We start from the raw sequence: 18,326 nt of genomic DNA on the forward strand, positions 1-18,326 counted from the left end.
AAGAGTCATGGACAAGACAAGTTGCCCGGTCCCGGTCGGCAGGATTGCGCGGCCACGCCTCCGGCGCCTTCCACGGCTGCTGGGGTTGGCGGTCGCGCTGGCCTCGACCGTTTGCGCCGCGGCCGGTGAGGGCGCGTTCGAGCGTGCGCTCGCCGAGCAGGCGCGCTATCTCGCCACCGAGGCGCTGGCCTACGAACACGGCGAGGGCGTGCCGCGCGACCAGTCGTATGCGGCCTTGCTCTACTGCGAGTCCGCGCGCCTCGGCGATAGCGAGGGCATGTACGCGCTTGGCTGGATGTACGCCAACGGCCGTGGCGTCGAGCGCAACGACGCCTACGCCGGCACGCTCTTCGCGATGGCGGCCGCGAAAGGCGATGAACATGCGCAGCGCATGTTGCGGTACACCGGCGAATACACCGGTGACGTACCGGACTGCCTGCACACGCCTTCGACCCAGATCGTGCAGCGCTGGCCGGTCGAGGCGCTGATCGCGCGCCTGCCGCCGGTGCGTCAGGCGGTTGCGCGCATGCTCGCCGAGCTGGCCCCCAAGTACGGCGTGCGCCCCGAGTTCGCCCTCGCGATCGGGCTGACCGAGTCGGCCCTGAACCCCGACGCGCTCTCGCCCAAGAACGCGATGGGCGTCATGCAGCTCATCCCCGCCACGGCCGAGCGCTTCAATGTCGGCAAGCCCTACGATCCCGAGCAGAACATCCGTGGCGGCCTCGCCTACCTGCGCTGGCTGCTGGCCTATTTCGAGGGCGACATCGCGCTCGCCGCAGCGGCCTACAACGCCGGAGAGGGTGCGGTGGACCGCTATCGGGGGGTGCCGCCGTATCGCGAGACGCGTGCCTACGTGGAGCGCATCCTGCGTCACGTCGGTCAGGATCGCCATCCCTACGACAGCCGCGTGGTCCCCCCCAGCCCGATGTTGCGCAAGCTCCGCCTCGCTCTGGAAGAGGAACACGAGTCATGAATCCCCGCCCGGAGACGCGTGCGCGGCGTCGGCTGCTGGCCTGCGCGCTCGCCCTTCCCGCCGCGCTCGCCCTGGCCCCGATCGCACGTGCCGAGCTGGCGTCCACGCTGGCGCGCGTCAAGCCCTCGGTCGTCGCCGTCGGTACCTATCAGCGTACACGCAGCCCGGCCTTCCAGTTCCGTGGTACCGGCTTTGCGGTCGGCGACGGCATGCTGGTCGCCACCAATGCCCATGTCCTGCCTGACGAGATCGACGGCGCGAAGATGGAGGCGCTCGTCATCGTGCTTCCGGGCGACGACCTCACCGGAGCGGTGCGACCGGTGAAGGTGGTGGCCACGGAGCGCGCGCAGGATCTCGCCTTGCTCCGGCTCGAAGGCGGGCCGCCGCTGCCTGCGCTTCGTCTCGCCGGCGGGGGCGGCGTGGTCGAGGGCCAGGAGGTCGCCTTCACCGGCTTCCCGATCGGTGCCGTGCTCGGCATGACCCCGGTGACGCACCGCGGCATCGTCTCGGCGATCACGCCGATCGCGATTCCTCAGGCCAATTCTCGCGATCTCAACCCGGCGCTCATCCGGCGTCTCGCCACCGATCCGTTCCGCGTCTACCAGCTCGACGCCACCGCCTATCCGGGCAACAGTGGCAGCCCGCTCTACGATCCCGCCAGTGGCGAGGTGATCGGCGTGCTCAACATGGTGTTCGTGAAGTCGACCAAGGAAAAGGTGCTCGCCGATCCGTCGGGCATCAGCTACGCCATCCCCGTCGAGTACCTGCAGCGCCTGATCGCCGGCCGGAACTAGGCGCGCACGAGCATGCCCGCAAGCGTCAGGCGTCGCCCAGAATCGCGTCGACGAGCGCCGCCGGGCTGGCCACCGCGCGCCAGTGCGGCGCCATCTCGGTCGACTCCAGGCTGCCGTAACCCCAGGTCGCGGCGATGAAGGGCAGCCGGTTGGCGTCGGCCGATTCGCCGTCCTCGCTGCGGTCGCCCACATAGACCGCATCGCCACGGGCGATGCCGCGATCCTGCAGCAGGCGCGCGATCATCGAGGCCTTGTCGGGCAGGCGTGGCTCGAACAGGTCGAGCGCATACACCGCGGCGAAATACCCGCTCCAGCCCAGGTGCTCGAGGATCAGTCGTGTCGGCAGCAGGCGCTTGTTGGTCGCGATCGAGAGCGTGCAGCCGGCCGCGCCGAGGCGGCGCAGCATCGCGTCGACGCCGGCGTAGGCCGCGGTCTGGCGGTAGCCGCGGCTGTCGTAGCTCGCCTTGAAGCCGGCTGCGAGCGCGTCGATCACCCCGATGTCGGTGGTCCCGGCGAGCATGCGCAGGGTCTCGAGCAGCGGCGGGCCGACGATGCCCGCGTCGATCGCGATCACCGGCTGGTGACCCGTGCTGGCGAAGGCGTCGCGGTAGCTCGCGAGGATGGCGGGGGCGGAGTCGATCAGGGTGCCGTCGAGGTCGAACAGCACCTGGGAGTAGCGGGGCATCGGGCTCGTGCGATCGGGAAGCACGCCTCCGGTCCCCGAATCGAGCGCCTGCCGAGCAAGCCGCGACCAACCGTTTACAACACCGAAAACGCGAATGAGTGGTCCCGTCACCAGGAATCGAACCTGGATCTGGCGCTTAGGAGGCGCCCGTTCTATCCATTGAACTATGACGAGGACTCGGGGACGCGCATTCTAGCCGTTCGGCGGCGTCGGACCAAGCGCGCTTTGATCCACGCCTTGGTCTGTGCGTGGCGGGAACAGGAAGGCATGGGGCGTGCGCAGCAGGCGGCGCAGCAGCAGGCCGCCGAGCGAGCGGCTCTGCGCGAAGGTGATGCGGCGTGCGCGCATCGCCACGCTAAGCGTCAGCGCGAAGCTCACCGTCAGGTTGGTGAGGCCGATCAGCAGCACGCCGGCGAAGGCGATCGCCGCGGTCGTCAGCGGGATCGAGAAGTCGAGTGCCGCCGCGGCGTAGCCGAGGTAGGCCGACGAGAAGGCGATGTGGCGGATGTCGATCGGCAGGCCGAACAGTACCCCCAGGCCGGTGGCGCCGCCGAGCAGGAAACCGAAGAAGAAGTTGCCGACGAGGGCACCGATGTTCTGCTCGACGTAGTCCGCGAGCTTGCGCAGGCGGCGCTCGCCGAGCAGGCGGCGCAGGCCGCGCAGTTGGGTGAGCCGCTGCGGAATGCGGTTGTAGGCCGAGAGGTTGTCGTAATAGGCGGCGATCAGCCCCGACGTGAACAGGCACACGCCTGCGATCGCGGCGAAGAACAGCGCGCCGCCCAGCGGGTGGATCTCGTCCAGCAGCTTGTGCGCCTTCTCCGGGGGGATGAAATGGCTGCCGGTGGCGAGGTGGATCAGCACGCCCACGCCGATCGCCACCGGGATCGCCACCCCGATGTTGCCAAGGATGGCGCCGATCTGGCTGCGGATCGTGCGCACGATCAGGTCGGCGAGTGCCTCCAGGTCGCGCGTCTTGCCCCTGGCCTCGCCGATCGAGGCGGCGATCGCGTTCGCGGTCATCGCCGGCTGCTTGGTCGCGACCGTGCCGCCGAGCATGTGGATCAGCATGAAGCCGAGGCCGTAGTTCAGGCAGAAGGACAGCAGCTCGTTGAGCGGTGCCATGCCCTGGCTGCCGAGCACGAGCTTGTTCGCCGCCATGAAGGCGATGATCAGCCCGCCGAGCGCGGCCGATGCGAACAGCCCGAAATACTCGCTGCGCGAACTGGTGATGTAGTGCTCGCCGGTGCGGCTCGCGCTCTCGGTCATGCGCAGCGACAGCAGCTCGACGTTCTGGCCCCAGTAGTCGGAGAGGATGTTCTTGCGGCACTCGGCGCGCACCAGGGTCTTGAACAAGCGCACGATGCGGGGCGCGGCGTCCTCGACCACGCGCCGGATGCGCAGCTCGCCGAGCAGCGCGATGAGCTCGTGGATGCGCTCCAGGTGCTGGCGCAGGCGCTCGAGCTTGAAGGTCAGCGTCAGGCTGGTGCCCACCCGCATCGCGCGCTTGCGCACCCGCTGCAGCACCTCGTCGCACTGGTGCAGCATCACGGTGAGGTGCTTGTCGTCGGCGATCAGGGCGCCCGGGGTGGTCCACCACGCCTTGTAGTGGCCGATGTAGGCGAGCAGCTCGGCGTTCTGCGCGAGGAAGGGGGATTCGTGCTCCTCGAGGTGGGGATCGATGCGCACCAGCTCGCGGTCGAGCCCGATCGCCGAGACGTGGAAGGAGAGCACGCGCAGCGACTCGAGGATCTCGCCCACCGCGCTCGGCAGCGGGCTGGCGTCTTCCTCGAACATCGGGGTCTGGTGTCCGACCAGCAGGCGGAGGAAGTCCTGCCAGGCCTCGTCCGCGATGGCGCGCACCCAGACTTCGTCATCCACGCGGTGGAAGACCGCGGAGAGGAGGTCCTTGAGGTGGGTGGTGTCGAGCAGCTCGGGCAGCATGCGGCTGCCGAACCTGCGCGAGGTCTCGGAGAAGAACCCGGTCGAGGGCAGGAGGCCGGAGGAGACGTACATCGTCACCTGCTTGCGCTCGGCGAAGAGCTCCAGCACCGCCGTGCGCAGGTTCGCCAGCAGATCGGGCCGGCGCGCGAGCAGGTTACCGAGTTCGCGCAAGTTCCCGGTGGCCTGGTCGGTGTCGGTCGGGCGCGCGGGGCGCAGCTTGTCGACCAGTGCGGACCACAGCCGGACCGGATCCTGGTCCGGCTGGCCGAAGCGTTCGAGCAGTTTTTCCATTCGTTTCCCGTGTTCCGTATCCGCCTCGCGGCCGCGCCAGGCGCGACCGTCGCGCGCTGAACCGGGTCGCCGCGCGGCGGTTTTGTGCACTGCATTATGCGGGATTCCGCCGGAGCCGCCAGCGCGGGGCTAGAATCGCCACCCCGATCCGACCCGCGGCCCGCGCGCCGTGCCCGCCAAGATGCCGCTCCTCGCCGTAGATAACGCCTGCCTCGCCTTCGGTCACGTCGACCTGCTCGATCACGTGAGCTTCCAGCTCGACGCCGGGGAGCGCGTGGCGCTCATCGGGCGCAACGGCTCGGGCAAGTCCAGCCTTCTGCGCGCGCTCGCCGGCCAGGCGGCGCTCGATGATGGCACAGTGTGGCGGCAGGCTGAAATGGTCACGGCATACGTGCCGCAGGAGCCGGATTTCGAGCTCGGGCGCGACGTCTTCGAGACCATCGCCGACGGCCTGGGCGCCGCCGCCCGCCTGCTCGTCGACTACCATGCTGCCATGCTGGAGGTCGCCGAGCACGCCAGCCCCGAGGCCATGGCCCGGCTGGACGGCCTGCAGCATGCGGTCGAGGCCGCGGGCGGCTGGCGGCTCAACCAGCGCGTCGAGCAGGTGGTCGCCCGACTCGGACTCGACCCGGCGGCAAAGGTTTCCAGCCTCTCCGGCGGCGGCGTCAAGCGCGTGGCGCTGGCGCGCGCGCTGGTCGCCGAGCCCGACCTGCTGCTACTCGACGAACCCACCAACCACCTCGACCTCGACGGCATCCTGTGGCTCGAAGGGCTGATCCGCGACTTCCGCGGTGCCGTCATCGTCATCACCCACGACCGCGTCTTCCTCGACAACGTCGCCACCCGCATCATCGAGCTCGACCGCGGCCGGCTGGCGAGCTACCCGGGGCGCTTCTCCGACTACCAGCGCCGCAAGGCGGAAGAGCTCGAAGCCGAGGAGAAGGCCGCCGCGCGCTTCGACAAGTTCCTCGCCCAGGAGGAGGTGTGGATCCGCAAGGGCGTGGAGGCCCGGCGCACCCGCAACGAAGGCCGCGTGCGTCGGCTCGAGGCCCTGCGCAACGCGCGCGCCGCGCGTCGCGACCGCCTCGGCGACGTCAGCCTGGCGGTCGACACCGGCGACAAGAGCGGCCAGATGGTCGCGGAGCTCACCGACGTCTCCAAGCGCTACGGCGACAAGGTGGTGGTGCGCGATTTCTCCACCCGCATCCTGCGCGGCGATCGCATCGGCTTCATCGGCCCCAACGGCGCCGGCAAGACCACGCTGTTGAAGCTCATCCTCGGCGAGGTCGAGCCCGACGCGGGCACGGTGCGCCGCGGCACCCGGCAGACGGTGGCCTATTTCGACCAGCTGCGGGCCCAGCTCGACCCCGAGCTGCCGCTCACCGAGGTCATCAGCCCGGGCTCGGATTTCGTCGAGATCGGCGGCGAGAAGAAGCACGTCATCGGCTACCTCGGCGACTTCCTGTTCGCGCCGCAGCGCGCGCGCTCACCGGTCAAGTCGCTCTCCGGCGGCGAGCGCAACCGCCTGCTGCTGGCGCGTCTGTTCGCCCGCCCGGCCAACGTGCTGGTGCTCGACGAGCCCACCAACGACCTCGACATCGAGACCCTCGACCTGCTGGAGGAGCTGCTTGCCGGCTACGACGGCACGCTCTTCCTCGTCAGCCACGACCGCGCCTTCCTCGACAACGTGGTCACCCAGGTGATCGCCGCCGAGGGCGACGGGCGTTGGAGCGAATACGCCGGCGGCTACGGCGACTGGCAGCGCGTTCAGGCACGGCGTGCCGAGGAGGCTGCCGCGCGCGAGGCGACGGCGCGCGAGAGCGCCAGGCGCAGCGCTCCGCCCACGGACAAGGCGCGCGCCGCCGAGCCCAAGGCCGCGAACCGCCCGACCAAGCTGTCCTTCAACGAAAAGCGCGAGCTCGAGGCCTTGCCCGAGCGCATCGCCGCGCTCGAGGACGAGCAGACCGCGTTGCACGCGCGCATGGCCGACCCGGCGCTGTACCAGAACGCCCCGCAGGAGGTCGCGCAGATCAAGGCGCGGATGGAGGCGCTGGACGGCGAGATCGAGACCGCGATGCTGCGCTGGGAAGAGCTCGAGTCGCGCGCGGCAGGTTGAGCGCGAGGCGGGCCGCGGCGCGGATGACCCGCGCCGTAATCGCGACTTGCGTCGCTCCTACGAACCCGGCGCCGCGAAGACCGCCGCGCTTGCGGAGCCGCGCCGTAATCGCGACTTGCGTCGCTCCTACGGAACCGGCGCCACGAAGACCGCCGCGCTTGCGGAGCCGCGCCGTAATCGCGACTTGCGTCGCTCCTACGAAACCGGCGCCGCGAAGACCGCCGCGCTGACGGAGCCGCGCCGTGATCGCGACTTGCGTCGCTCCTACGACACCGGCGCCGCGAAGACGGCCGCGCTGACGGAGCCGCGCCGTAATCGCGACTTGCGTCGCTCCTACGGAACCGGCGCCGCGAAGACCGCCGCGCTGACGGAGCCGCGCCGTAATCGCGACTTGCGTCGCTCCTACGAAACCGGCGCCACGAAGACCGCCGCGCTGACGGAGCCGCGCCGTAGGAGCGACGCAAGTCGCGATCCACGGTGACGAACCGTCCACCGTGCCGGGCAAGGGCGCCGCGACTTCTGCGGCCCGCGCTAGAACACGCCGATCTGCCCGAACCACGCCGTCGCCGCGCTGGCGCCGAGGAAGACCGCGGCGTGGAAGGCGGCGATCCAGCGGTACTGGCGACCGATGCGCTCGGGGTCGAGGTCCGAGATCAGGTACAGGCGGCCGCCGCTCGGCGGGCGCATCAGGTGCAGCTCCGGCGCGGCGAGCGCCTCGGCCTGGCGCTGGCGCACCTCGCGACGCGCCTGGGCGCGGGCGAGCTCCCACTCGCGCAGGTCGATCTCGCCGTCGCCGTCGAGGTCGAAGCGCTGCAGCAGGGCGGGGCGGTCGGCCTTCCAGGCGGTGAGCAGCTCGCGCACCTCGGTCGTGGTGTCGGTGCGCACGTCGGCGCTGCCCAGGGTGGCGAAGTCGCCGATCACATAGAGCTTGTCGTGCTCGATCAGAGACCATTGCGTGTAGCGCAGATCGTCGCGCACGAACACGTCGCGTCGCCGCACCAGCATCTCCGCGCCCTCCGGGTCGACCACACAGCGCGCGCTGCCGTCGTCGAGCAGAAAGGAGGACGCGCTGGTGTCCGTGCTCACCACCCGCCACTCGCCGTTGCGCTGGCGGCGCTCGATGCGCAGGCGGTACCACAGCACCGGCAGCGCATTCACCGGCGACAGCAGCGGATCGCCGTCCAGCGGCGCGGCGCGGCCCCGCAGTTCGGTGTAGCCCTGCGCCGCCGAGACGATGCGCGCGGTCGGGGTGTCGGCGATCAGGCGCGCGTGGCGCAGCGCGCGCAGAGTGCCGAGCAGGCCGGTGCCGAGCAGCACCGCGAGCGCGGCCAGGCTGCCCGGGCCGGGGCCCAGGCGCAGTGCGAGTGCGATCGCGCCGAGCTGGATGGCCGGTAACGCGAGGTCTGCCCGCAGGTGGCGAAGGTGCACGAGCATGGTGGGGTACCGGGTGGTGTCGATCGCGGCGGGGCGAGCGGGCCTGCGTGCGCTGCGGCAAGATCGCCGACGGGCCCGGGGCCGGTTCCGCGCCGGTCCGGTTCGTCCGCGACGCCGATCGTGCGGCGCTCGCCACGCGCGCTCAGCTGCCGAACAGCGCCTTCAGATCGACATCCGCCTTCTCAGCGATGCTGAACTGCAGCAGCGGCTGCTCGCTGTAGCCGAGCGGGCGCGCGATCAGCAGGTCGGGGAACTGCTCGATGCGCACGTTGTGTACATTGACCGCCTCGTTGTACCACTCGCGGCGGTCGGCGATGGCGTTCTCGAGCGCGGTGATGCGGCTCTGCAGCTGCATGAAGTGCTCGTTGGCGCGCAGCTCGGGGTAGGCCTCGGCGACCGCGAAGATCTGCCCCAGCCCGCTGCGCAACAGCTGCTCGGCGGCACCGAGCGCGGGCACGTCGTGGGTCTCGCGCGCCTGGGCGACGCGCGCGCGCGCCTCGGTCACGCGCGCGAGCGTGTCCTGCTCGAACTGCTTGTACTGGCGGCACACCTCGACCAGCTTGGGGAGTTCGTCGTGGCGCTGCTTGAGCAGCACGTCGATGTTGGCCCAGGCCTTGGCGAGGTTGTGCTTGAGCTGCACTAGGCCGTTGTAGATCACCACGCCGTACACCAGCGTGAGGACGACGAGGCCGAGGAGGACTGCGCTGCCGATGCTCATTGCGGGGACTCCATTGCGAATGCGCGCATCTTATACTCGCGCCCTCGCGCCACGTGTTGCGCATGCCACGGTGGCGGCGAATCGCCTCCCTCGCAGCGGAAATTCCCATTTTGCTCTTCTCGTCTTCCTCCCTTCCCGTCTTCCTGCGCCGCCCCGCGGTCGTCATGGCCTGCGGCGCGCTGATCCTCACGCTGGCCATGGGCGTGCGCCACACCGGCGGCCTGTTCCTGCAGCCGATGACGCTCGACCACGGCTGGTCGCGCGAGCTGTTCTCCTTCTCGATCGCGCTGCAGAACCTGCTGTGGGGCGTGTTCCAGCCCTTCGCCGGCGCCTTCGCCGACCGCCACGGCGCCGGCCGCACCCTGGTGGGCGGGGCGCTGCTCTACATCCTGGGCCTGGTGATCATGGCTCACGCCGACAGCGCGCTCGGCCTCAACCTCGGCGCCGGCCTGCTGATCGGCATGGGCCTCTCGGGCACCACCTTCAGCGTGGTGCTGGGCGTGATCGGGCGCATGGCCGCGCCGGAGAAGCGCAGCCTCGCGCTCGGCATCGCCTCGGCCGGCGGCAGCTTCGGCCAGTTCGCGGTGCTGCCGGTGGGACAGGGGCTGATCACCGCCTTCGGCTGGCAGGACGCGCTGCTGTGGATGGCGGTGGGCATCGCCTTCATCATCCCGCTCGCCGCCGCGGTCACCGGCACCAGCGAGCGCGGCGGCGGTGTCGAACAGTCGCTGCGCCAGGCGCTCGCCGAGGCGATGCGCACGCCGAGCTTCCACTTCCTGTTCTGGAGCTTCTTCGTGTGCGGCTTCCAGACCGCCTTCGTCATGCTGCATCTGCCCGCCTACGTGGTCGACATGGGTCTGTCGGCCAACATCGGCATGAGCGCGGTGGCGATGATCGGGCTGTTCAACATCTTCGGCTCCTTCCTGTCGGGCTGGCTGGGCGGCCTCTACAGCAAGAAGTGGCTGCTGGCGTGGATCTACGCGTTGCGTATCGTGGCCATCCTGGCGCTGATGCTGTTCCCGCTCAGCCCGCTCACGCTCTACGTCTTCGCCGCGGTGATGGGCCTGCTGTGGCTGGGCACGGTGCCGCTCACCAGCGGCCTGGTCGGCCACATCTTCGGCCTGCGCTACGTCGGCATGCTGTACGGCATCGTCTTCCTCGGCCACCAGATCGGCGGCTTCCTGGGGGCCTGGCTGGGCGGGCGCATCTTCGACCTCAGCGGCTCGTACGAGATGGCGTGGTGGCTGTCGATCGCGCTCTCGGTGATGGCGGCGGCGCTGTCGCTGCCGGTGCGCGAGGCGCCGCTCGCAAGGCTGGCGGCGCGATGAGGAAGGGCCTGCTGCGGCTGGCGCTCGTCGTGCTGGGGGCGCTCGCGCTCGGCCTGCTCTTCGCCGCCTACCAGCAGCCGGCGCTGCTGCTCGATTTCGGCAACCTGATCCTGCTGTGCGGGTGAGCGTCTGGACGGCTGCAGTCGCGACTCGCGTCGCTCCTACGGCGCGCCGAACCGCCTCGACCGCCCCCGAAGCCGCGCCGCCTTTCGCAGGAGCGACGCGAGTCGAGATTACTTTTCGCAGGAGCGACGCGAGTCGAGATTACGGCCCACGAGCCAGCACCGTCCGCTCATCCCGGCCCTCCCGCCCGATCGCGACTCGCGTCGCTACGGCGCGCCGCGGTGGTGTCGGGCGGGCGGCGATCGCGACTTGCGTCGCTCCGGGTCGCCGCGGTGGTTTCGGCAGGTTTCGGCGCCGCGGCGGTTTTCGTAGGAGCGACGCAAGTCGCGATGTCAGAGCCCCGGACGCGCGGCGGTTTTCGTAGGAGCGACGCAAGTCGCGATTCCGGCAGCGGACGTGCTGCGGCGCGCATCCGCTGTCGATCGGGTCGGTCCATGACCACAGTGCCGCTGCGGGCGCCGCCGGGGTCCTGCAAGCGTCACTCCCGGCGCGCCGAACCCGCCCTGCGCATTCACTCCGGCGGCACGTCCGGCAGCAGGCGGGCGCGCAGCTCGGAGGGAACCCCCAGGCGCTGCAGCAGGCTCTCGCGCGGCTGGTGCAGCAGCGCTTCGAGCTCGGCCAGATCATCTGCCAGCGTCGGGCTCGTCCATCCGCGCGCCTGGTGGCGGGCGAAGCGGGCGGCCAGCGTGATCGTGCGCACGCGCGGGTTGTCGGCGTGACCGCTGTCGAGCAGCCCGGCGAGCAGCTCCGGCAGCCGCCAGGCGTCGATCAATGCGTTCTGGAGCTCCGCCGCGCTGACGCCGAACACGTCACGCTGAACCTCCGCCGCGGAGCGCGCGGGTTCGGCCTGGCGGCGTGCGATCGCCTCCAGGGTGAGCGTGGGGGCGTGGATCGCGCACACGATCTCCGTGGCCTCGCGCAGCAGGGTGGCGACGGTGATCTCCTGCACCTCGTGATCGCGCCGCATCGTCGCGAACTCGCGCGCGAGCGTGGCTGCCCGGCGTGCGCGCGCGATCAGCTTGAGCGCCACGACGAGCGCCTTCGGGTGCGCCGCGAGGGTGTCTTCCACCGTGGGAAGATCGGAGAAGGTGGCGAAGAACGGCTCCACGCCCAGCATCAGCACCGCGCGCTCGATGGTGGTGATGTCGTGGTTCTGCGAGGCGCGCCGGTTCGCCTCGAGATGCGTGAGCAGGCGCAAGGTCATCAGCGGATCGGCCAGCACCACCGCGGCGATCTCGCGTGCGCCCGGCGCAGGATCCGCGCTGCGCAGTTCCTCGAAGGCGCGTACGGTGTGGCGCAGGACGGGCAGTCCGGCGCGGGTGAAGGCGTCGATGTAGGCTGCGGAGGAGGGCAGGGGGCTGGGCAGCAGGGGCATGTTCGCGGTCTCTGGCGCGGTCGGGTGGCGGTGGTGCGGCGCATGGAATCAAACCGGGATGACGGCCGCCGCGGCGCAAACTTGAGGCGAGCGCGCCGTGTTCGGGCAGATTCGCAGTTGCGGCTATAATTATGAATCAACGCAGCCTCCAGGCTGGCCGCCACATCGACAGGAGACTTCCGCATGAATCCCTTCAAGGCCTTCGTGATCGACCAGGACGAGAACCGCAAGGTGGTCGGCGGCATGCGCACGATGAGCGCCGACCAGCTCGATGCGGGCGAGGTGACGATCCGCGTCCACTACTCCAGCATCAACTACAAGGACGCGCTCGCTGCGACCGGCGCCGGCAAGATCATCCGTCGCTTCCCCTGCGTCGGCGGCATCGACCTGTGCGGCGAAGTGGTCGACAGCGCCGATGCGCGCTTCAGGCCGGGCGACAAGGTGATCGCCACCAGCTTCGACATCGGGGTCGCCCACCATGGCGGCTATGCCGAGTACGCGCGCGTGCCGGCGGGCTGGGTCGTGCCCTTGCCGGCGGGGCTCGATCTCTTCGAGGCGATGGCGCTGGGCACCGCGGGCTTCACCGCCGCGCTCGGCATCGTGCGCATGGAGGACAACGGCCTCGCCCCGGCCAACGGGCCGGTGGTGGTCACCGGCGCCACGGGTGGCGTCGGCGCGCTGGCCATCGACATGCTGGCGCAGCTCGGTTACCACGTGGTCGCGCTCACCGGCAAGGATGCCGAGGCCGACTACCTGAAGATGCTCGGCGCGGCGGAGATCCTGCCGCGCTCCTCCATCGACTTCGACAAGGTGCGACCGCTCGAGGCGGCGCGCTGGGCCGGCGCGGTGGATAACGTCGGCGGGCAGATCCTGCACTGGGTGCTGGCGACCATGAAGCAGGCCGGCACGGTGGCGAGCATCGGCAACGCGGCGAGCTTCAACGTCGATACCACGGTGTTCCCGCTCATCCTGCGCGGGGTGAGCCTGCTCGGGGTGGATTCGGGCTACATGGGCTTCCCGACCCGGCAGCGCGTTTGGGAGCGCCTGGCCACCGACCTCAAGCCGCGCCACCTCGCCGCGATCACGCGCACGATCGACTTCGACGCGTTGCCGGGCGCCTTCGACGACTTCATCCACGGCCGCGTCAAGGGGCGCACCGTCGTGCGCATCGGCGCCTGAGCCGACGAACGCCATGGACCCGGGCGCGCTGACGACGGACGGGGACGGCAGGCTGCCGCGCATCCTCGTCGTGGACGACTCGCGCATGGTGCGCGCGTCCATCGTCAAGCACATCCGCGGTCGTTTCGAGGCGCGCGAGGAGCCCGACGGCGAGGCCGCCTGGGAGGCGCTGCTGGTCGATCCGGCGATCGAGATCGTGCTCACCGACATCGGCATGCCGCGCCTGGACGGCTACGGCCTGCTCGGGCGCCTGCGTGCCTCGAAGCTGCCGCGGGTGCGCGACCTGCCGGTGGTGATCATCTCCGGCGACGAGGACGAGTCCGCGCGCGCGCGCGCGCTCGCCCTCGGCGCCAACGGCTTCGTCACCAAGGGCACGGGCGGAGTCGAGCTGCTCGCCACGCTGATGTCGCTGCTGCGCCTGTCCAAGGCGCAGGGCGAACTCGAGCGCAGCCGCGCCGCGCTCGAGCGCCAGAGCCCGGTCGACCCCGAGTCGGGCCTGGCGACCGAGGCCTACCTCGAGCATCACGGCGCCCAGGCCGTGGCCGAGGCGCGCCGGCGCCAGGCCGACATCGGCGCGATGGTGATCGAGATCGACCAGTTCGACGAGCTCGCAACGCGCTACGGCGTGCAGGTGGTGCAGCTCATCCTGCGCAAGCTCGGCAAGCTGGTGAGCGGGCGCATCCGCGCCGAGGACACCTTGTCGCAGCACGGCCAGGCCTGCTTCGCGCTGCTGTCGCCGGGCATCGACCGCGTGTCCACCTGCGCCTTCGCGCTGCGCCTGCGCGCCAGCGTCGAGAAGCTGGTGATGGCCTACCGCGACGAGCGCATCCGCGTGACCCTGAGCATCGGCGTCGCCAGCGCGGTCACCGACGGTCGCGAGGCCATCGGCGCGCTGCTCGCGCTCGCCCGGGAGCGCGCCACGCAGGCGCACACGGCGGGTGGCAACCGCGTCGTCGCCGAGGGCGGCGAGGTCGACCCGGCGGCGATCGAACGCGAGCTTGCGCGCGTCCCCAGCGTCGATGGCGCGCTGCGCCTGCTGCGCGCCGGCGCGCGTGACGAGGTGGCCGGGCAGTTGCCCGAGCTCGTCGGGGCGCTGCTGCCGCTGCTCGAATTGCTAGAATCCAGGCTTCAATCCGGATTACCGCTCGCAAGACTCCGCGAGTTCCACGACAAGGGCGGGGGCGGATGAGTGGAGGGCGGCCGCACCCGCAGGCCGTCCCCAACAGGTGTGCCCGCGGGCTTCGCTGCGCTGTCCCGGCGCCGCGCTGCCGGTGGCACGTCGAGTTCGACAACACGATCATTGAAGGCAGAAGGGAGAGGAAGCAATGACCGATTACCAGCAGTTCCACCGCCGTTCCATCGAAGACCGCGACGGCTTTTGGGCCGAGCAGGCGCAGCTCGTGCACTGGAACAAGCCCGCGGAGAAGATCTGCGACTATTCCAAGCCGCCATTCGTCAAGTGGTTCAAGGGGGGCGAGACCAACCTGTGCTACAACGCCGTCGATCGCCACGCCGCCGCGCGCCCGAACGACCGTGCGCTGGTGTATATCTCGACCGAGACCGACGAGGAGAAGGTCTATTCCTTCGCCGAGCTGCAGCGCGAGGTCGAGCGCATGGCGGCGATCTACCAGGAGCTCGGCGTCAAGCGCGGCGATCGCGTGCTGATTTACATGCCGATGATCGCCGAGGCCGCGTTTGCCATGCTGGCCTGCGCGCGCATCGGCGCGATCCACTCGGTGGTGTTCGGCGGTTTCGCGGCCGGCTCGCTCGCCACCCGCATCGACGACGCCAAGCCGGTGCTGATGGTCAGCTCGGATGCCGGCATGCGCAACGGCAAGCCGGTGCCCTACAAGCACCTGGTGGATGAAGCCTGCAAGCTCGCCGAATTCCCGCCCGCCAAGGTGCTGATCGTCGATCGCGGCCTGGACAAGGGCTTCCCCAAGGTGGAAGGCCGTGACGTCGACTACGCCGAGCTGCGTGCCAGGCACCTGGACGCCAAGGTCCCGGTCGTGTGGCTCGAGTCCTCCGAGCCGAGCTACATCCTGTACACCTCCGGCACCACCGGCAAGCCCAAGGGCGTGCAGCGCGACACCGGCGGCTACACCGTGGCCCTGACCGCGTCGATGAAGCACATCTTCACCGGCGGCGCGGGCGAGACCATGTTCTCGACCTCGGACATCGGCTGGGTGGTCGGCCACAGCTACATCATCTATGGCCCGCTGCTCGCGGGCATGGCCACGATCATGTACGAGGGCACGCCGCTGCGCCCCGACGCCGGCATCTGGTGGCAGATCGTCGAGAAGTACAAGGTCACGGTGATGTTCTCCGCGCCCACCGCGGTGCGCGTGCTCAAGAAGCAGGACCCGGCCTTCCTCAAGAAGTACGACCTGTCCTCGCTCAAGCACCTGTTCCTCGCCGGCGAGCCGCTCGACGAGACCAGCCACCAGTGGATCATGGAAGAGCTCGGCATCCCGGTCATCGACAACTACTGGCAGACCGAGACCGGCTGGCCGATGCTCGCCATCTGCCGCGGCGTGGAAGACAGCCCGATCAAGCTCGGCTCGCCCGCCTTCCCGGTCTATGGCTACGACCTGCGCATCTTCCGCGAGGACGGCACCGAGTGCGGCGCCAACGAGAAAGGCATCGTCGGCATCGTGCCGCCGCTGCCGCCGGGCTGCCTGTCCACCGTGTGGGGCCAGGACGACCGCTTCGTCAGCACCTACTTCAGCCTGTTCACCGAGCCGGTGGTGTATTCCTCGTCCGACTGGGGCATCAAGGACGACAAGGGCTACTACACCATCCTCGGCCGCATGGACGACGTGATCAACGTCGCCGGCCACCGTCTCGGGACCCGCGAGATCGAGGAGGCGGTGCAGACCCACCCGGCGATCGCCGAGGTGGCGGTGGTGGGCGTGGCCGACGAGTTGAAGGGCCAGATGCCGATGGCCTTCGCGGTGGTCAAGAACGCCGCCGATGTCGACACGCCCGAGAAGCGTGCCGCGCTCGAGAAGGAGGTCATGAAGAAGGTGGACGAGAGCCTGGGTGCGATCGCGCGTCCGGCGCGGGTGCACTTCATCGGCGGCCTGCCCAAGACGCGTTCGGGCAAGATGCTGCGGCGCTCGATCCAGGCGCTGGCTGAGGGACGCGACGCCGGCGACCTGACCACGATCGACGATCCGAGCACGCTCGAGCAGATCAAGGCGGCCTTGAAGAGCTGAGCGTCCTTGCCGCGCTGCGGCCCGTCCCGGGCCTGCAGCGCTGAAAAAGGCCTTTGGCCACGGGCGATGCTCCGTGGCCAAAGGCCTTTTCTTTCATGCCCGCAGGGGCGCGGGCGGACTACCCGTTGTGGGTGGTGGGCAAGCCTTGCTGGCCCTTGCCCCGCCCGGCCTCCTCGAACCCGCGCCCGATCTCCGCGCGTACCCGCTGCCACAAGGGGTGCAGGATGGGACGCATGTTGCGGATGATCTCGTCGACGTGCATCACCGAGGGAATGCGCCGTCCGCGGTGCTCGATCGCCTGCCCGATCTGGATGACCTCGACCCCGAGCTTGGTGAAATGCGCGGCGAGGCGCGGCTCGGTGAGCACGAACACGGTGTCGATGCCGCTGCAATCGGCCAGCGCCACGGCGCCCAGCAGCAGGCTCGTCGGCACGAAGGGAAAACGCGGCCGATCCCCGTCTGAGAAGTCCGAGCTGTCGATGTGGACCGGGGTGTGCTCCTCGCCGCGGCGACGCCGGTAATCCCGGTGCACCGCCAGCCTGGAGATCTCGGCGATGCGTTCGCGCGGCAGCCGGGCCGGGTCGATGATCGACCGATCCAGCGCCGCGGCGCAGGAAACCTCGAAGGGCAGGGGCGCGGCCGGGTCGCGCGGATCCGTCAGCACGACCCGGGTGCACCCGACCGGCCGGAAGGGTGCGGTCGCGGTCCTGAGCAGGCAATGGACGCTGCGGGCGTCGTAGTGGTCGATCTCCCGACCGTCCGGGCGCGTGCTCTCGAATTGCAGGTCCTCGCAGTACACGCTGTGACGGATGCGGAAGACCTCGTCCTTCAGGCCGTCGTCGAGTGCCGCGTCGATGCGGAAGTACTTGCTGAACCCCTCGCCGAGGTTGAGGTGGTCGATGAGCTGCATGGTGGTATGCCCTTTCGATGTTCAGATTCGCTGGCGCAGCGCTTCCACCAGTTCCGTCCTGGAAACCCGGCGAGCTGGAAAGATCGCGGCCAGTGCGGTCGCCACCACGCCGATCAGGAATGCGGTGGCGACGTTGGCGGCGTCGAGGCGGATCATCGCGGTGTATCCCGTATTGGCGCTCGGTGGGGGCGGCATCGGGATCCCGATTGCGGAGATCGCGAGCGCCAGCCCGATTCCAATGATCGCACCGAGCGTGCCGCCGATCAGGCCGAGAAACGTGTTTTCCAGCAGGATCAGGCGGAATATGTCACGTTGCCGGTTGCCCAGGGCCTGCAGGGTGCCGAATTCCCCCAGGCGCTCGAAGGCGCTCATGTTCACCGTGTTCGCCACCGAGAGCAGGACCATCACCAGGATGATCACCTGCAGCACCCCGAACTGACGGTCGTAGAGCTGCAGCGTCTTCTCGTAGAAATCCGACAGCTGCTTCCAGCTGAAGGCTTCGAGCCCGCTGCCGGCGAGTTGCGCCTGGATCGTGGCGAGCGCAGCGTCGGTGTCGCGTGTGTGGTGCAGCGTCACGACGAGCTGGTTGGCGCCTGCGGTTGCGAGGAGTTCCTGTGCCGCGGCGAGCGGAATCCGCAGCGCACGTGCGTCGAAGTCGCGCGAGAAGCTCTGGAAGATGCCGACGACCTCGAGGTCGACCGTGTTGAGCGCGCCGCCGGCCGTATTCACGAGCAAGGTCACCTGATCGCCCACCTTCAGCGCAAGCGACTGGGCCACGCCCTGGCCGACGATCATCCCGAACGCGTCGGCATCGCTCAGCGGCCTTCCGGAGACCATCTTCAGGAAGCTGCCCAGGCGGGCTTCCTTCTCCGGCTCGACGCCCTCGCCGACGATCGCCAGGTCGCGCTTGCCGTTGTTGAGCAGCCCCGAAAAACTCAGGCGGCTGGAGACGTCGCGCACCTGTGGGGTGTTCGCGATGCGTGCAGCCAGGGGCGCGGGATCGTCGATCAGGTAGCGGTCCGGCTGGCGACTGCCCTTCTCGCGAAAGCCCTCGCGAAACACCTGCACGTGCCCGGTCTCGGACTGGATGATCGCCTCGCCGAGCTGCACGAAGATGTCCTTCACGAACCCGCCGGAGAGGATCAGCCCGGTCACGCCGAAGACGATCGCGACGAGCGTCACCACGCTGCGGATGCGCTGGCGGAAGATGTTGCGCAGGGCGAGCTTGAAGAGCATTGGCG

Annotated in this window: 16 protein-coding genes and 1 tRNA gene; 9 read left to right on the forward strand and 8 right to left on the reverse strand. The window is 69.7% G+C overall.

Going from position 1 to position 18,326, the window contains the following annotated elements:
- Nucleotides 1–7: 7 nt before the first annotated feature.
- Nucleotides 8–973, forward strand: a complete 966-nt coding sequence (locus ACZ5PP_RS20435; RefSeq protein ID WP_012585096.1) for a lytic transglycosylase domain-containing protein — start codon at nt 8–10, stop codon at nt 971–973.
- Nucleotides 970–1,767 carry a S1 family peptidase gene (locus ACZ5PP_RS20440; protein WP_004313772.1) on the forward strand — a complete coding sequence of 266 codons (798 nt, stop codon included), beginning with the start codon at nt 970–972 and terminating at the stop codon, nt 1,765–1,767. Before ACZ5PP_RS20435 ends, ACZ5PP_RS20440 begins: the two co-directional genes overlap by 4 nt.
- Nucleotides 1,768–1,792: 25 nt before the next feature.
- Here ACZ5PP_RS20440 and ACZ5PP_RS20445 read toward each other — a convergent pair whose 3' ends face one another.
- From ACZ5PP_RS20445 to ACZ5PP_RS20455, 3 genes are all read right to left on the reverse strand, one after another.
- Nucleotides 1,793–2,452, reverse strand: coding sequence for an HAD family hydrolase (locus ACZ5PP_RS20445; RefSeq protein ID WP_004313774.1), 660 nt, complete (start codon nt 2,450–2,452; stop codon nt 1,793–1,795).
- Between the two features lie 99 nt (nt 2,453–2,551).
- Nucleotides 2,552–2,626 (reverse strand) — tRNA-Arg (locus ACZ5PP_RS20450).
- Nucleotides 2,627–2,644: 18 nt separating this feature from the next.
- Nucleotides 2,645–4,684: a site-specific recombinase gene (locus tag ACZ5PP_RS20455; protein WP_464826530.1), complete on the reverse strand. Its 2,040-nt coding sequence runs from the start codon at nt 4,682–4,684 to the stop codon at nt 2,645–2,647.
- 181 nt (nt 4,685–4,865) lie between these two features.
- On the opposite strand from ACZ5PP_RS20455, the gene ACZ5PP_RS20460 reads away from it, so the two are divergent.
- Together ACZ5PP_RS20460 and ACZ5PP_RS20465 are read left to right on the forward strand one after the other, a co-directional pair.
- Nucleotides 4,866–6,800 carry an ATP-binding cassette domain-containing protein gene (locus ACZ5PP_RS20460; protein WP_374617220.1) on the forward strand — a complete coding sequence of 645 codons (1,935 nt, stop codon included), beginning with the start codon at nt 4,866–4,868 and terminating at the stop codon, nt 6,798–6,800.
- A gap of 46 nt (nt 6,801–6,846) precedes the next feature.
- Nucleotides 6,847–7,281, forward strand: coding sequence for a hypothetical protein (locus ACZ5PP_RS20465; RefSeq protein WP_464826531.1), 435 nt, complete (start codon nt 6,847–6,849; stop codon nt 7,279–7,281).
- 50 nt (nt 7,282–7,331) lie between these two features.
- On the opposite strand, the gene ACZ5PP_RS20470 is transcribed toward ACZ5PP_RS20465, so the two are convergent.
- Together ACZ5PP_RS20470 and ACZ5PP_RS20475 are read right to left on the reverse strand one after the other, a co-directional pair.
- Nucleotides 7,332–8,234, reverse strand: coding sequence for a hypothetical protein (locus ACZ5PP_RS20470; protein ID WP_273424136.1), 903 nt, complete (start codon nt 8,232–8,234; stop codon nt 7,332–7,334).
- Between the two features lie 142 nt (nt 8,235–8,376).
- Complete coding sequence (locus tag ACZ5PP_RS20475; protein WP_004308960.1) at nt 8,377–8,952, reverse strand: LemA family protein; 576 nt, start codon at nt 8,950–8,952, stop codon at nt 8,377–8,379.
- Nucleotides 8,953–9,062: 110 nt separating this feature from the next.
- Between ACZ5PP_RS20475 and ACZ5PP_RS20480 the strand changes: the two genes are divergently transcribed.
- Nucleotides 9,063–10,280 (forward strand): MFS transporter, encoded by a 1,218-nt coding sequence (locus ACZ5PP_RS20480; RefSeq protein ID WP_004308961.1) that lies wholly within the window; start codon nt 9,063–9,065, stop codon nt 10,278–10,280.
- Complete coding sequence (locus ACZ5PP_RS20485; protein ID WP_012585101.1) at nt 10,277–10,405, forward strand: hypothetical protein; 129 nt, start codon at nt 10,277–10,279, stop codon at nt 10,403–10,405. Before ACZ5PP_RS20480 ends, ACZ5PP_RS20485 begins: the two co-directional genes overlap by 4 nt.
- A gap of 509 nt (nt 10,406–10,914) precedes the next feature.
- On the opposite strand, the gene ACZ5PP_RS20490 is transcribed toward ACZ5PP_RS20485, so the two are convergent.
- Nucleotides 10,915–11,778 carry an HDOD domain-containing protein gene (locus ACZ5PP_RS20490; RefSeq protein WP_273423474.1) on the reverse strand — a complete coding sequence of 288 codons (864 nt, stop codon included), beginning with the start codon at nt 11,776–11,778 and terminating at the stop codon, nt 10,915–10,917.
- A 183-nt stretch (nt 11,779–11,961) separates the two neighbouring features.
- Here ACZ5PP_RS20490 and ACZ5PP_RS20495 point away from each other — a divergent pair, with 183 nt between their 5' ends.
- From ACZ5PP_RS20495 to ACZ5PP_RS20505, 3 genes are all read left to right on the forward strand, one after another.
- Complete coding sequence (locus ACZ5PP_RS20495; RefSeq protein ID WP_004308963.1) at nt 11,962–12,957, forward strand: oxidoreductase; 996 nt, start codon at nt 11,962–11,964, stop codon at nt 12,955–12,957.
- Nucleotides 12,958–12,970: 13 nt separating this feature from the next.
- On the forward strand, nt 12,971–14,146 hold the full coding sequence (locus ACZ5PP_RS20500; RefSeq protein WP_464826532.1) for a GGDEF domain-containing response regulator: 1,176 nt from the start codon (nt 12,971–12,973) through the stop codon (nt 14,144–14,146).
- A 136-nt stretch (nt 14,147–14,282) separates the two neighbouring features.
- Nucleotides 14,283–16,175 (forward strand): propionate--CoA ligase, encoded by a 1,893-nt coding sequence (locus ACZ5PP_RS20505; RefSeq protein WP_287477740.1) that lies wholly within the window; start codon nt 14,283–14,285, stop codon nt 16,173–16,175.
- A gap of 118 nt (nt 16,176–16,293) precedes the next feature.
- Here the strand turns inward: ACZ5PP_RS20505 and ACZ5PP_RS20510 are convergent, their stop codons facing one another.
- A complete protein-coding gene (locus ACZ5PP_RS20510) occupies nt 16,294–17,085 on the reverse strand; it encodes a PEP-CTERM/exosortase system-associated acyltransferase (protein WP_273423479.1) in 792 nt (263 codons plus the stop codon).
- Nucleotides 17,086–17,106: 21 nt separating this feature from the next.
- Nucleotides 17,107–18,321: an ABC transporter permease gene (locus tag ACZ5PP_RS20515; protein ID WP_464826533.1), complete on the reverse strand. Its 1,215-nt coding sequence runs from the start codon at nt 18,319–18,321 to the stop codon at nt 17,107–17,109.
- Nucleotides 18,322–18,326: the final 5 nt, after the last annotated feature.

The sequence above is a fragment of the Thauera sp. DNT-1 genome (assembly GCF_055393985.1).